Annotated in this window: 15 protein-coding genes and 2 other annotated features (1 of these 17 only partly in view); all 15 genes read right to left on the bottom strand. The window is 39.6% G+C overall.

Going from position 1 to position 13,304, the window contains the following annotated elements:
- Positions 1-67: 67 nt before the first annotated feature.
- The 15 genes from rpoB to epsC all read right to left on the bottom strand — a co-directional run bounded on the left by rpoB (position 68) and on the right by epsC (position 12,959).
- The gene (gene rpoB, locus NSQ74_RS04425) at positions 68-3,643 is read right to left on the bottom strand and encodes a DNA-directed RNA polymerase subunit beta (protein ID WP_340821747.1); all 3,576 of its coding nucleotides are present in this window, start codon (positions 3,641-3,643) and stop codon (positions 68-70) included.
- Between the two features lie 242 nt (positions 3,644-3,885).
- A complete protein-coding gene (locus NSQ74_RS04420) occupies positions 3,886-4,488 on the bottom strand; it encodes a class I SAM-dependent methyltransferase (RefSeq protein ID WP_340821746.1) in 603 nt (200 codons plus the stop codon).
- Between the two features lie 74 nt (positions 4,489-4,562).
- On the bottom strand, positions 4,563-4,922 hold the full coding sequence (rplL, locus tag NSQ74_RS04415; RefSeq protein ID WP_010860618.1) for a 50S ribosomal protein L7/L12: 360 nt from the start codon (positions 4,920-4,922) through the stop codon (positions 4,563-4,565).
- 72 nt (positions 4,923-4,994) lie between these two features.
- Complete coding sequence (rplJ, locus tag NSQ74_RS04410; RefSeq protein ID WP_010860619.1) at positions 4,995-5,495, bottom strand: 50S ribosomal protein L10; 501 nt, start codon at positions 5,493-5,495, stop codon at positions 4,995-4,997.
- A gap of 32 nt (positions 5,496-5,527) precedes the next feature.
- Positions 5,528-5,674 (bottom strand) — a sequence feature (ribosomal protein L10 leader region).
- A 54-nt stretch (positions 5,675-5,728) separates the two neighbouring features.
- On the bottom strand, positions 5,729-6,427 hold the full coding sequence (gene rplA / locus NSQ74_RS04405; protein ID WP_340821744.1) for a 50S ribosomal protein L1: 699 nt from the start codon (positions 6,425-6,427) through the stop codon (positions 5,729-5,731).
- Positions 6,428-6,543: 116 nt separating this feature from the next.
- A complete protein-coding gene (rplK, locus tag NSQ74_RS04400) occupies positions 6,544-6,969 on the bottom strand; it encodes a 50S ribosomal protein L11 (RefSeq protein WP_004233593.1) in 426 nt (141 codons plus the stop codon).
- A 231-nt stretch (positions 6,970-7,200) separates the two neighbouring features.
- On the bottom strand, positions 7,201-7,734 hold the full coding sequence (nusG, locus tag NSQ74_RS04395; protein ID WP_340821742.1) for a transcription termination/antitermination protein NusG: 534 nt from the start codon (positions 7,732-7,734) through the stop codon (positions 7,201-7,203).
- Positions 7,735-8,046: 312 nt separating this feature from the next.
- Positions 8,047-8,232 carry a preprotein translocase subunit SecE gene (gene secE, locus NSQ74_RS04390; RefSeq protein WP_004233589.1) on the bottom strand — a complete coding sequence of 62 codons (186 nt, stop codon included), beginning with the start codon at positions 8,230-8,232 and terminating at the stop codon, positions 8,047-8,049.
- 48 nt (positions 8,233-8,280) lie between these two features.
- A complete protein-coding gene (gene rpmG, locus NSQ74_RS04385; protein ID WP_340821740.1) occupies positions 8,281-8,427 on the bottom strand; it encodes a 50S ribosomal protein L33 in 147 nt (48 codons plus the stop codon).
- 76 nt (positions 8,428-8,503) lie between these two features.
- Positions 8,504-9,151: an RNA polymerase sporulation sigma factor SigH gene (gene sigH, locus NSQ74_RS04380; RefSeq protein WP_024364386.1), complete on the bottom strand. Its 648-nt coding sequence runs from the start codon at positions 9,149-9,151 to the stop codon at positions 8,504-8,506.
- Positions 9,152-9,219: 68 nt separating this feature from the next.
- On the bottom strand, positions 9,220-9,732 hold the full coding sequence (locus tag NSQ74_RS04375; RefSeq protein ID WP_340821739.1) for an NYN domain-containing protein: 513 nt from the start codon (positions 9,730-9,732) through the stop codon (positions 9,220-9,222).
- A 2-nt stretch (positions 9,733-9,734) separates the two neighbouring features.
- Positions 9,735-10,487, bottom strand: a complete 753-nt coding sequence (rlmB, locus tag NSQ74_RS04370; protein ID WP_340821738.1) for a 23S rRNA (guanosine(2251)-2'-O)-methyltransferase RlmB — start codon at positions 10,485-10,487, stop codon at positions 9,735-9,737.
- Positions 10,487-10,906 (bottom strand): Mini-ribonuclease 3, encoded by a 420-nt coding sequence (locus NSQ74_RS04365; RefSeq protein WP_340821737.1) that lies wholly within the window; start codon positions 10,904-10,906, stop codon positions 10,487-10,489. Before NSQ74_RS04365 ends, rlmB begins: the two co-directional genes overlap by 1 nt.
- A gap of 5 nt (positions 10,907-10,911) precedes the next feature.
- Positions 10,912-12,312 carry a cysteine--tRNA ligase gene (cysS, locus tag NSQ74_RS04360; RefSeq protein ID WP_340821736.1) on the bottom strand — a complete coding sequence of 467 codons (1,401 nt, stop codon included), beginning with the start codon at positions 12,310-12,312 and terminating at the stop codon, positions 10,912-10,914.
- Complete coding sequence (gene epsC / locus NSQ74_RS04355; RefSeq protein ID WP_340821735.1) at positions 12,309-12,959, bottom strand: serine O-acetyltransferase EpsC; 651 nt, start codon at positions 12,957-12,959, stop codon at positions 12,309-12,311. Before epsC ends, cysS begins: the two co-directional genes overlap by 4 nt.
- A gap of 188 nt (positions 12,960-13,147) precedes the next feature.
- Positions 13,148-13,304 (bottom strand) — a binding site (T-box leader); it runs 61 nt beyond the window's last position.

Genomic DNA, 13,304 nt, shown 5'->3' with positions numbered 1-13,304 from the left:
TCCTGCCCGACTAATTTGAAAAATAAGTTTGACCATATTCACACGAATGTGAACTAAAGCTTATCCATTATTCTAAAGACTCTACTGGCTCTTCTTCTGTTTCTGGCTGTGGCGCAATATTAAGTGCGTCAGCAGGTTGAAGGTCTTCTTCTTCGTCTAGATCGCGAAGCTCTACTTCTTCATCATTGATTGTTAACATTTTAACATCCATACCAAGAGATTGAAGTTCTTTAATCAATACTTTGAATGATTCTGGAACGCCTGGCTCTGGTACGCTTTCGCCTTTAACGATAGCCTCGTATGTTTTCACACGACCAACAACGTCATCGGATTTAACAGTTAAAATTTCTTGAAGTGTGTATGCAGCACCGTATGCTTCAAGCGCCCATACCTCCATCTCACCAAAGCGTTGTCCACCGAACTGCGCTTTACCACCAAGTGGTTGTTGTGTAACAAGTGAGTAAGGACCAGTTGAACGTGCGTGAAGTTTATCGTCAACCATGTGTGCAAGTTTGATCATGTACATGATCCCAACAGATACACGGTTATCGAACGGTTCACCCGAACGTCCATCATACAGGATTGTTTTACCGTCACGGTTCATCCCTGCTTCTTCCATCGTTTCCCATACGTCTTCTTCGTTGGCACCATCAAATACTGGTGTTGCCATATGAACACCTAAGTAACGAGAAGCCATACCTAAGTGTAACTCTAAAACTTGTCCGATGTTCATACGAGAAGGTACACCTAATGGGTTTAACATGATATCGACAGGAGTACCATCTGGCATAAATGGCATATCCTCTTCCGGTAAGATACGAGAGATAACCCCTTTGTTACCATGGCGTCCGGCCATTTTGTCCCCAACGCGGATTTTACGTTTTTGAACAATATACGCACGAACTAATTGGTTAACACCTGGTGGTAACTCATCGCCGTCTTCACGGTTAAATACTTTAACGTCAAGGATGATACCGCCCGCACCATGTGGTACGCGTAATGAAGTATCACGAACTTCACGTGCCTTTTCACCAAAGATTGCATGTAATAAGCGCTCTTCAGCTGTTAATTCTGTAACCCCTTTAGGCGTTACTTTACCTACAAGAATATCACCATCACGTACTTCCGCACCGATACGGATAATACCACGTTCGTCTAAGTTACGAAGTGCATCTTCCCCAACGTTTGGAATGTCGCGTGTAATTTCTTCAGGTCCTAATTTTGTATCACGAGATTCTGACTCGTATTCTTCAATATGAACTGAAGTATATACATCGTCTTTTACAAGGCGTTCACTCATGATAACAGCATCCTCATAGTTGAACCCGTTCCAAGTCATGAACGCAACAAGTACGTTACGACCTAAAGCAAGTTCACCGTTTTCCATAGATGGACCGTCTGCTAAAATATCGCGAGGTTTCACACGTTCGCCAACTTTTACAAGTGGACGTTGGTTGTATGAAGTACCTTGGTTTGAACGAATGAATTTTTGTAATTTATATTTTGTTAAATCGCCTTTAACTTCTTTACCGTCGACTGTTTCGATGCGACGTACATGGATTGAACGAGCTTCAACATGCTCAACAATACCATCGTATTTCGCAACTACAGCCGCACCAGAGTCACGCGCATCTACGTGTTCCATACCAGTACCAACAAACGGAGCTTCTGGATTTAAAAGAGGAACCGCTTGACGTTGCATGTTGGCACCCATAAGCGCACGGTTAGAGTCATCGTTTTCTAAGAATGGAATACATGCAGTCGCTGCAGAAACTACTTGTTTAGGAGATACGTCCATATAGTCCATTTGAGCCTTATTGAAAACTGTGTTATCTCCACGGAAACGACCTACAACTTCATCGTTAGTGAATGTCCCATCAGGATTTAATAGCGAGTTCGCTTGTGCTACATAGTAGTTATCTTCTTCGTCAGCTGTTAAGTAATCAATTTGATCCGTTACTTGACCAGTCTCATGGTCAATACGACGATATGGCGTTTCAATGAAACCAAATTTATTTACTTTAGCGAATGAAGATAACGAGTTGATTAAACCAATGTTTGGACCCTCAGGTGTCTCAATCGGACACATACGACCATAGTGAGAATAGTGAACGTCACGCACTTCGAAACCAGCGCGCTCACGTGTTAAACCACCAGGCCCTAATGCAGATAGACGACGTTTATGCGTTAACTCTGCCAGCGGGTTTGTTTGGTCCATGAATTGAGATAATTGAGAGCTACCAAAGAATTCTTTAATAGACGCAATTACTGGACGAATATTGATTAATTGTTGCGGTACGATAGCGGCTGTATCATTAATAGACATACGCTCGCGCACAACACGTTCCATACGAGATAAACCGATACGGAATTGGTTTTGTAATAACTCACCAACAGAGCGCAGACGACGGTTACCTAAATGGTCAATATCATCTGTTGCTCCTACTTGGTAAAGTAGGTTGAAGAAATAACTTACTGAAGATAATACATCAGCAGGTGTAATATTCTTCACTTCTTCGTCAATGTAGGCATTACTAATAACATTGATTTCTTTTTGCGCTTCATCTTTAGGTGCATAAATTTTAATAGATTGGATTGTTACGTCATCTTCAAGAACTCCGCCAACTTGTGATAAAGTGCGGTAGCCAATGCCTTTAGAAGAATCCTCTAGGTAAGGTAAAATCTTATCTAAAGTACGACGATCTAGCACAGTGCCCTTCTCTACTAAAATTTCGCCTGTTTCTGGATCAACAAGCGTTTCAGCAATCGTTTGGTTGAATAAACGATTTTTGATGTGAAGCTTTTTGTTCATTTTGTAACGACCAACATTCGCTAAATCATAGCGTTTAGCATCAAAGAAACGAGAATATAATAAACTTTTCGCACTTTCTACTGTTGGTGGCTCACCTGGACGTAAACGCTCGTAGATTTCTAAAAGTGCTTTTTCTGTACTTTCAGAGTTATCTTTTTCTAGCGTATTACGTAAATACTCGTTATCACCGATAATATCGATAATCTCTTGATCCGAACCGAATCCTAATGCACGAAGTAACACTGTTACTGGTAGCTTACGAGTACGATCAATACGTACATATACTACATCCTTCGCGTCAGTTTCATATTCTAACCAAGCACCACGGTTTGGAATTACTGTCGCACCGAAGCCTTTTTTACCGTTTTTATCAGTTTTATCATGGAAATACACACTTGGTGATCGAACTAATTGTGAAACAATAACACGTTCAGCACCGTTGATAATGAACGTACCTGTTTCTGTCATTAATGGGAAGTCACCCATAAATACATCTTGTTCTTTCACTTCGTCTGTTTCTTTGTTGTAAAGACGTACTTTCACACGTAATGGAGCTGCGTAAGTAACATCTCGCTCTTTACACTCATCGACATCATATTTAGGATCACCTAATGCATAATCGATGAATTCTAATGAAAGATTACCTGTAAAGTCCTCGATCGGCGAAATGTCACGGAACATTTCACGTAAACCTTCTTCAAGGAACCACTCGTAAGACGCCGTTTGAATCTCAATCAGATTTGGAAGCTCAAGCACCTCTTTAATACGCGCAAAGCTTCTACGCTGGCGGTGTTGTCCGTACTGAACTAGTTGACCTGTCAACTCATTCACCCCTCAATAAAGCGATATTAGGTCTTTGCAAAATCATCCAAATAGTGTATGATTTCGAAAGACAAAAAGAAAACGAGTCTTCAAAAAGATCTCATTTTCGGTTAACTAAACTTATCTTGGCAAGTATACCCATATAAAATCATTCATATACCAAAAGGGCACACGACCTCAAAATAATATTTTTGCATTGTATCATGTTATCATAGCCGTTTTGTCAAGTCAATATTTTATACATATTTCATTTATTTTTTTGCACGCACTATCCAGTATCCTTTTTTCTTCTCCACAACATCGACTTCAGAAAATTTTTCTTCTAAATAGCTAACCGTTGATGGTGCACCTTGCTTCTTCTGAATTACTACCCATAACTCTCCAGAAGTGACTAACTTATCATAAGCACCGTCGTAAAAGCGGAAAACCGTGTCCTTTCCTGCACGAATTGGAGGATTGGTTAAAATAGCTGCAGCCTTCGCCTCATCATCAACATTCGATAGTCCGTCACTGACAAATATTCGTACATTTTGAACACCGTTTACTTGCGCATTTTTTTGAGAAAGCGCAACTGCTCGTTCATTAATATCCATCATCAAAATAGTGCGCTCAGGATTTGCCTTGGCAATTGATAACCCAATTGGCCCATAGCCACAACCCACATCAAAAATCGCACCATCTACATCTGGCGTTTGAAACGCATCTATTAATACACGGGATCCAAAATCTACTTCGCTTTTACTAAATACACCTGCATCCGTTTCAAAGGAAAACGTATGCCCAAGTAACTTGAACGTCCAGTGACGAGGTTTACTTTCAGTTTGAGGCTTACTTGTATAATAGTGATCTGACATTTTCACGCCTCCTCAGAATGAAGAAAAAGCTCGCCACAATGACGAGCTTCCTTTTGTATAAAAGTAATACGAGATTACTTAACTTCTACAGATGCGCCAACTTCTTCAAGTTTAGCTTTGATTTGTTCAGCTTCATCTTTAGATACGCCTTCTTTAAGAGCTTTAGGAGCGTTATCTACAACTTCTTTAGCTTCTTTAAGACCTAAACCAGTGATTTCGCGAACCACTTTGATTACTTTAATTTTTTCAGCACCAGCTGATGCTAATACTACGTCGAATTCTGTTTTTTCTTCAGCTGCAGCAGCACCGCCAGCAACTACTGCTACTGGAGCAGCAGCTGTTACACCGAATTCTTCTTCGATAGCTTTTACTAAATCGTTTAATTCAAGAACTGTCATAGCTTTGATAGCTTCTAAGATTTGCTCTTTGTTCATTATAATTTCCTCCTAATTGGATATGTTTTAGTTTTTTGCGGTCAAGCCGCGGAAGTTATGCAACGCAAGAAATTATGCGCCTTGTTCTTCTTTTTGTTCTGCAACAGCTTTTGTTGCAAGTGCGAAGTTGCGCACTGGAGCTTGAAGTACAGATAAAAGCATTGAAAGAAGACCTTCGCGTGATGGAAGTTCTGCAAGTGCTTTAACATCTTCAACAGAAGAGATTGTACCTTCAATAATACCCGCTTTAATTTCTAAAGCTTCGTTTTTCTTAGCGAACTCGTTGATGATTTTAGCAGGGGCTACAACATCTTCAGTTGAGAACGCGATTGCGTTAGGACCAGTTAATACTTCATTGATTCCTTCAACGCCAGCAGCTTCAGCAGCACGACGAGTTAAAGTGTTTTTGTAAACTTTAAACTCAACACCAGCTTCACGAAGTTGTTTACGAAGTTCAGTCACTTGTGCAACATTAAGACCACGATAATCCACTACTACTACAGAAGCAGCGCCTTGGAATTTTTCAGTGATTTCTTGCACTTGTGATTGTTTGTTTTCGATTGCTTTGCTCATGATGACACCTCCTATTAGAATGGGTCATTTATACCGACAAAAGTAAAGCCTCTGGGTCATATAGACACAGAGGCTGAAAGTCATCATCTTTAAAATAAGAATCCGAATTCCGATGTCCTCGGTAGGATCATTAAGTGACAAGTCACTCCTACTGTCTACGGTACAAATGGATGATTCACAACAGCATCCATCTTACCAAAGATACGGATAGCTGTCAATCAATTTATATAAAATTATTTTACTACTACGTTAGCAGCGTCAATTTTAATAGCTGGGCCCATTGTAGTTGTAACGTTTACAGATTTCATGTAAACACCTTTAGCTGCAGCAGGTTTTGCTTTTTGAACAACGTCAAATACAGTTAAGAAGTTTTCTACAAGTTTTTCTGTAGCAAAAGAAACTTTACCGATAGGAGCGTGGATAATACCAGCTTTGTCAGCGCGGTATTCTACTTTACCAGCTTTGATTTCTTCGATTGCTTTCGTTACGTCAAATGTAACTGTACCAGTTTTAGGGTTTGGCATTAAGCCTTTAGGTCCTAATACACGACCAAGTTTACCAACTTCACCCATCATGTCAGGAGTTGCTACGATTACATCGAAGTCAAACCAACCTTGTTGGATTTTTTGGATGTATTCTGCATCGCCTACATAGTCAGCGCCAGCAGCTTCTGCTTCTTTAAGTTTTTCACCTTTAGCGAAAACTAATACGCGTTGAGTTTTACCAGTACCGTTTGGTAGCACTACTGCACCACGGATTTGTTGGTCATTTTTACGAGTATCGATTCCTAAACGGAAAGCAACTTCTACAGTAGCGTCGAAGTTTACTGTGCTAGTTTTTTGAGCAAGTTCGATTGCTTCTTGTGCGCCGTATACGTTGTTACGGTCGATTAATTTCACTGCATCTTGCAGCTTTTTACCTTTTTTAGCCATTATATATTTCCTCCTTGATTGTGGTTATAGCGGATTTTACCTCCCACGAATAAAGGTTGCGCGTTCACAAAGAAACTCCGCAACCTTCCAAAAACAAAAACATCAAGTAACTGGGATTAGTCTTCGATAACAATACCCATGCTTCGTGCAGTACCTTCAACCATTAACATAGCAGCTTCAACTGAAGCAGCGTTAAGGTCTGGCATTTTAGTTTCAGCGATTTCGCGAACTTTATCACGTTTAACCGTTGCAACTTTTTTACGGTTTGGTTCACCAGATCCAGATTGGATACCAGCTGCTACTTTAAGTAAAACTGCTGCAGGTGGAGTTTTCGTAATGAAAGTAAATGAACGGTCTTCGAATACTGAAATTTCAACCGGAATAATAAGACCAGCTTGATCAGCAGTACGCGCATTGAATTCTTTACAGAATCCCATGATGTTCACACCTGCTTGACCTAATGCAGGACCAACCGGTGGAGCTGGGTTTGCTTTACCAGCAGGGATTTGAAGTTTAACAACTTTAATAACTTTTTTAGCCACGAGACACACCTCCTTAAGTCCGTGATGTGGTAATTGGGTTGCCCCTCCCACTCAATATCTGTCTGTCAGCTAATTGCCGATAACATTAAAATTATCATTACAGACGTCAACCGAAGTATGACAGTCTGACCTTTGAAATGATACCACTTTTAAATTTTTTAAGCAAGTAGTAATTAACAAAATCTGCGATATACGCTCAATCATACGTAATATGGTAACTAGAATGGAAAACTATAATTTTTGAATTTGTTCAAAATCCAGTTCCATAATCGTTTCGCGACCGAACATATCTACAGATACTTTCAGTTTTCCTTTTTCAGCGTCGATTTCTTCAACACGTCCTTGGAAGTGCGCAAATGGTCCTTCTAATACTTCAACTGCTTCACCGATAGTAATATCGATTTCAACAATTTTATCAGTCATGCCCATTTGTTCTAATAGACGATCTGCTTCTTCTGGTAATAGAGGCGTTGGTTTTGCTCCGCCACCTGATGAACCGATAAAGCCAGTAACACCTGGCGTATTGCGGACAACATACCAAGAATCATCTGTCATAATTAGCTCTACTAGGACATAACCAGGAAAGACTTTACGCATCATTGTGCGCTTTTTGCCGTCCTTCATTTCTGTTTCCTCGTGCTCAGGCACGATAACGCGGAAGATTTTATCTTGCATCCCCATTGTTTCAACACGTTTTTCTAGGTTTGCTTTTACACGGTTTTCATACCCTGAATACGTATGAACAACATACCAATTTTTCTCCATAACTGCTAGGACTACTCGTCCGTCCCTCCCTTACAAATAAAAGTGAAATGATCGCGATATGCAAAGTGCATCCTTTATTCTTTTCACAAACTTCCCAATAGAAAAACATAGCTTTCGCCTTAGCAAGCGAAAGCTCGATGATATATACCTAATTAGCATAGTCATCTATCGCTACCAACATACTTTCGCTGGTAGTCACACTTAATCATAATGAGAACATTTTACTGCTCTTCACTTAATAAAACAAACGAAAAAACCCGTTATTGTAATGGACGGGCTATTTTCAAAAGTATTAACATGCTCTTTTCTAAATTATAAATCTAAGTACCAGCGGAATAATGATGAAATACCTAAGTCTACTAACACAAAAAATAAAGCCATAATTACTACAGTTGAAATTACAACGACTGTATATTTCGTCAGTTCTTTACTTTTTGGCCAGCTAGTTTTTCGCATTTCCGACATTACGTCGCTGAAAAAACTTTTAATCTTGCCCATTCTAGCCTAACCTCCGAATCAATCATATCTGTCTATTTACAAAATATTTTATAACGTTTGTTTATGCACTGTATGTTCATTGCAATGCGAGCAAAATTTCTTTAATTCGAGACGTACAGTAGTATCTCCCTTAGCAGGAAAAGTGTAATTTCTCGATCCGCATTTTTCACAATTTAGCACGACTTTCTTTGCCATGTAATCACCTTTTCGGCACTTTGTCTTTTAAAGACTAACACCTAAAATTGTCAATGTCAACAAGGGTACATGCCCTCTATGACATTTCCTCGAGCACTAAATGACGCTCTAATTTCCGCTTCACTCGTTGCAAAGCATTATCAATTGACTTTACATGCCGATTCAATTTTGCAGAAATTTCATGATAAGATTGCCCATCTAAGTATAGAGCTAATACTTGTAGCTCCAATTCACTTAAAATTTCACTCATTTTTTCTTCTAAATAACCAAACTCTTCTCTATGAATCATTAACTCTTCTGGATCATCCATAATAGCGCCTGTTAAAACATCCATTAATGTGCGATCTGATTCCTCATCAAAAATAGGCTTATCTAGAGAAACGTAGGAATTTAATGGAATATGTTTTTGCCTTGTTGCTGTTTTAATAGCTGTAATAATTTGTCTTGTTATACATAACTCTGCAAAAGCTCGAAAAGAAGCTAGCTTGTCCCCTTTAAAATCACGGACAGCTTTATACAAGCCAATCATACCCTCTTGTACAATATCCTCTTTATCAGCACCTATTAAAAAATAAGACCTTGCCTTTGCTCTTACTAGCAAACGGTATTTTGTAATTAAAAAATCCAACGCATCTGTATTACCTTGATGCACCATTTCAATAAGCTCTTCATCATTGAATCGTTCAAAATCTTGCGTCACTTGTACAATACTATTTTTAAACATGGTATCACCTCAGCTGCAACAGATAATTAGGAACAGTATAACGGAATTGGAAAATATGCGTCAATCAATCATTTTAATCCACGACGCCACTTTTCGAAGGCAAGTGCCACATCTGGCTTTAGCTCAATGCGTGAAGGTGGCTTGCTTTCTTGCTTTCTTTTTACATCGTGAGAAATTTTATGCTGAATAATGCTCATATCAATTTCTAGCTCTCTTGCCGATTTGCGTAGTGCACCATTACCAAAAATAACACTTTGTTCTGCCATATCGGAAGTTGCGACGTGAATTTGTACATGTCTTGCCTTTAGTTCATGTGTCATCTTTTCAATGCGTTCATCTGCTGTTTCATTTTTCCTTGTATAAATGATTTCGACACCATTCTCTATATAAGATTGTTCCACCCCCGGCACAAGATGGGCGTCAAAAACTACGATCACGCGCCATCCTATCGCCGCTTTATATTCAGCCATAAGCTCAATTAATCGCTTACGTGCATCTTCAAAATTTGTGTCACGTAATGGGCGTAGCTCTTTCCAAGCTCCAATCATATTATAGCCGTCAACAAGCAAAATGTTTTTCATCGTTACTCATTCGCTTCTTGACGTTTACGATACACTTCGTACATTAATAGTGCGGCAGCAACAGAAGCATTTAATGATGTGACATGCCCAACCATAGGCAGATGATATAAAAAGTCACATTTCTCTTTTAACAGGCGACCCATCCCTTTGCCCTCGCTACCAATAATAATTGCAAGTGGTAAGGTTGCATCCATTTTTCGATAATCCGCAGAACCTTTTGCATCTGTACCAGCAATCCATACGCCGCGCTCTTTTAACTCATCTACTGTTTGTGCTAGGTTATTAACACGCACAACTGGTACATGTTCAATCGCTCCTGTAGAAGCTTTCGCCACAACCGCCGTCAAACTCACTGAGCGACGCTTTGGAATAATTATACCATGAACGCCAATTGCATCTGCTGTTCGCATAATAGAGCCTAAATTATGTGGATCTTCTAACTCATCTAATATTAAGAAAAACGGATCTTCTTGTTTTTTTTGTGCCGCTGCAAATAAATCATCTAACTCTGCATAGCTATACGCTGCAACAGAGGCAACAATTCCTTGATGATTAGCATCCGATAATTGATCGACCTTTTTTTTCGGAACAAATTGAACAATGATGCCACGTTCACGCGCTAAATCAAGCAGTTCATTGACCCCTGACTTTTTAACACCTTCTGCAATCCATACTTTATTCATATCGCGGCCTGAACGAAGTGCTTCTAACACTGGGTTTTTACCGGCAATAATTTCACCATTTTGTTCTGCCATTATTTTGACACTCCTTTTAATTCCTCGATTATTTGAATAGCGTATGCAATGATGTCATAAACGCGTTCTAATTCACCTAGTAAATACAAGCTTCCGAGTACCGCCTCAAAGCCGGAGCTATTCCGGTAAGTTTGGACATCTGTATTTTTGGGAACAGAACCGGACTTGGCGTTGCGTCCTCGTCGGAACACTGCCAATTCCTGCTCTGTTAAAAAGTTCTCATCTATCATGCGATGTACAATCGTTGACTGTGCCTTTGCTGATACATAATGTGTTGCTTCTCTATGGAGTGTATTCGGCTTTACACGGCCACTACGCAGTAAATACTCGCGGACCTTTTGTTCTAAAACCGCATCTCCCATATATGCGAGCGCTAATGCATTTAATTGCTTAACATCTTCATTTCGGAGTTTATCCAAGTTACTTACCCTCGTTTCCATCTTGTCCCTTGGCGTGTATCCTCTAAAATGATACCTTGCGCCTGTAAATGGTCGCGGATTTCATCTGAACGAGCAAAGTCACGATTTTTTCGTGCTTCTACGCGTTCCTGCAAAAGTGCTTCAACCTCTTCGTCTAGCAGTTCAGCCTCTTTTGCAAATTCAATACCTAAGACGTCACCTAATACCTCAAAAGTTTCAACAAAAGTTAATAATACTTTTTCATCAGTATTTGTCTCATTCAAGTAAATATTAGCAATACGAGCTAATTCAAATAATACTGAAATAGCATTTGCTGTATTGAAATCATCATCCATCGCTTCTTCAAATTGTGCTTTTTGTGTAGCGATTTGTTGGAGCCATTCGTCCGAGTGTTCACCGAGACTTGCAGTAGCGGATAAGCGGTACTTAACGTTGTTATAAGAAGTGCGAATACGCTCTAAACCAGTAGCTGCCGCATCTACTAAATCTTTAGCAAAGTTAATTGGGTGACGGTAATGTACAGATAACATAAAGAAACGTAAAATTTGCGGATCGATTTGTTTACGTATATCGTTCACGAGCACAAAATTACCAAGGGATTTAGACATTTTTTCATTATCAATATTAATATATCCATTATGCATCCAGTAACGCGCAAATGTTGTATCGTTATGTGCTTCGGATTGCGCAATTTCATTTTCATGATGCGGGAATGTTAAATCTTGACCACCTGCATGTATATCAATTGTATCACCTAAATGCTCACGTGCCATGACCGAGCATTCAATATGCCATCCTGGACGTCCGTTGCCCCAAGGACTTTCCCAATAAATCTCACCAGGTTTTGCTGCTTTCCATAATGCAAAGTCTAATGCATCGTCTTTTTTCTCGCCTGCTTCGATACGTGCACCGATTTTCAAATCATCCACCGATTGATGTGAAAGCTTACCGTAGCCGTTAAATTTTCGAGTTCGGTAATACACATCGCCAGCCGATTCATATGCGTAACCTTTTTCGATTAACACTTTAATAAATTCAATAATGTCATCCATGTGATCCGTTACACGAGGATGTACGTCGGCCTTTTTGCATCCTAGTGCCGTAACATCTTCAAAATATGCAGCAATAAAACGGTCAGTAAGCTCATGAACTTCTTCACCAAGCTCGTTTGCTGCTTTAATAATTTTATCGTCCACATCCGTGAAATTTGATACAAATTTCACATCGTAGCCTTTATATTGAAAATATCGTCGTACCGTATCGTACACAATTACAGGACGTGAATTCCCAATATGAATATAGTTATAAACAGTCGGACCGCAAACATACATTTTAACTTTGCCTTCTTCTAGCGGTACGAAAGTTTCTTTTTGTCTTGTTAATGAGTTAAAAATTTGAATACTCATTGTGTTTCTCTCTCCTTTTGTAAGCGTCCGATTTCTTCTTGCAATGCTGCTATTTGCTTTTCGAAACCTTGACAACGTTCCTCTACAGGGTCAGGAATATTTTGATGGTCTAGTTTTTTCTCCAAACGAACACCATCTCTCATCACTACTTTACCAGGGATACCGACTACCGTAGAATTTGGTGGTACTTCTTTTAATACTACTGAACCCGCACCAATTTTACTATTCTCACCAATTGTAATAGAACCTAATACTTTTGCACCAGTGGCAACTAACACATTATCTTCTAATGTCGGGTGGCGCTTGCCTTTTTCTTTCCCTGTACCGCCTAGTGTAACACCTTGATAAAGTGTAACATTATCACCTATCTCACATGTTTCCCCTATAACAACACCCATGCCGTGGTCAATAAAGAAGCGACGACCAATTTTAGCACCAGGGTGTATTTCAATTCCTGTAAAGAAGCGACTTATTTGTGAAATTACGCGTGCGATAAAATAAAAACGTCTTTTAAAAAACCAGTGTGCAACACGATGCGCCCATGTAGCATGCAGCCCTGAATATGTTAACACAACTTCAAGTACACTGCGCGCCGCTGGATCATTTTCGAAAATAGTCTCTACATCTTCCTTTATTCTTTTAAACATCAAAACTCCCCCTTTTCGATTCAATGTGTGTTTGTGATCTCGACCACGTTATTTCCAATCCTTACAATAACCCTATGCAAAATTACTTTAAAACCTATTGTTATTAGTAATGATTTCCCTGTTTCATCTAACACCCGAAAATCATAAAAAAATAATAAAAAGCGCCCCTATCATTCCTAAAAAGGAATGACAGAGACGCTGAATTTGCGCGGTTCCACTCTGATTGAAGGCATAAGCCTTCCACTTTGGACGTCCTATAACGGGAACGACCCGATAAAGCCTACTATTGTTCAGCTTTATGCTCAAAGGTGCATTTCGGTTTTGCCTTGGCTCAGACCACTTTCA

Origin of the sequence: Lysinibacillus sp. FSL W8-0992 (assembly GCF_038008685.1) — a bacterium.
In the GTDB taxonomy this organism is placed as follows: Bacteria; Bacillota; Bacilli; order Bacillales_A; family Planococcaceae; genus Lysinibacillus.
This window is presented reverse-complemented; position numbering and strand designations above follow the sequence as displayed.

Coding starts and splice junctions, on each gene's coding strand:
- rplA (WP_340821744.1), bottom strand. CDS start 6,427: ATGGCTAAAAAAGGTAAAAAGCTGCAAGATGCAGTGAAATTAATCGAC.
- rplL (WP_010860618.1), bottom strand. CDS start 4,922: ATGAACAAAGAGCAAATCTTAGAAGCTATCAAAGCTATGACAGTTCTT.
- cysS (WP_340821736.1), bottom strand. CDS start 12,312: ATGAGTATTCAAATTTTTAACTCATTAACAAGACAAAAAGAAACTTTC.
- rpmG (WP_340821740.1), bottom strand. CDS start 8,427: ATGGCAAAGAAAGTCGTGCTAAATTGTGAAAAATGCGGATCGAGAAAT.
- rlmB (WP_340821738.1), bottom strand. CDS start 10,487: ATGGCAGAACAAAATGGTGAAATTATTGCCGGTAAAAACCCAGTGTTA.
- sigH (WP_024364386.1), bottom strand. CDS start 9,151: ATGTTTAAAAATAGTATTGTACAAGTGACGCAAGATTTTGAACGATTC.
- nusG (WP_340821742.1), bottom strand. CDS start 7,734: ATGGAGAAAAATTGGTATGTTGTTCATACGTATTCAGGGTATGAAAAC.
- epsC (WP_340821735.1), bottom strand. CDS start 12,959: ATGTTTAAAAGAATAAAGGAAGATGTAGAGACTATTTTCGAAAATGAT.
- NSQ74_RS04375 (WP_340821739.1), bottom strand. CDS start 9,732: ATGAAAAACATTTTGCTTGTTGACGGCTATAATATGATTGGAGCTTGG.
- secE (WP_004233589.1), bottom strand. CDS start 8,232: ATGGGCAAGATTAAAAGTTTTTTCAGCGACGTAATGTCGGAAATGCGA.
- NSQ74_RS04420 (WP_340821746.1), bottom strand. CDS start 4,488: ATGTCAGATCACTATTATACAAGTAAGCCTCAAACTGAAAGTAAACCT.
- rplJ (WP_010860619.1), bottom strand. CDS start 5,495: ATGAGCAAAGCAATCGAAAACAAACAATCACAAGTGCAAGAAATCACT.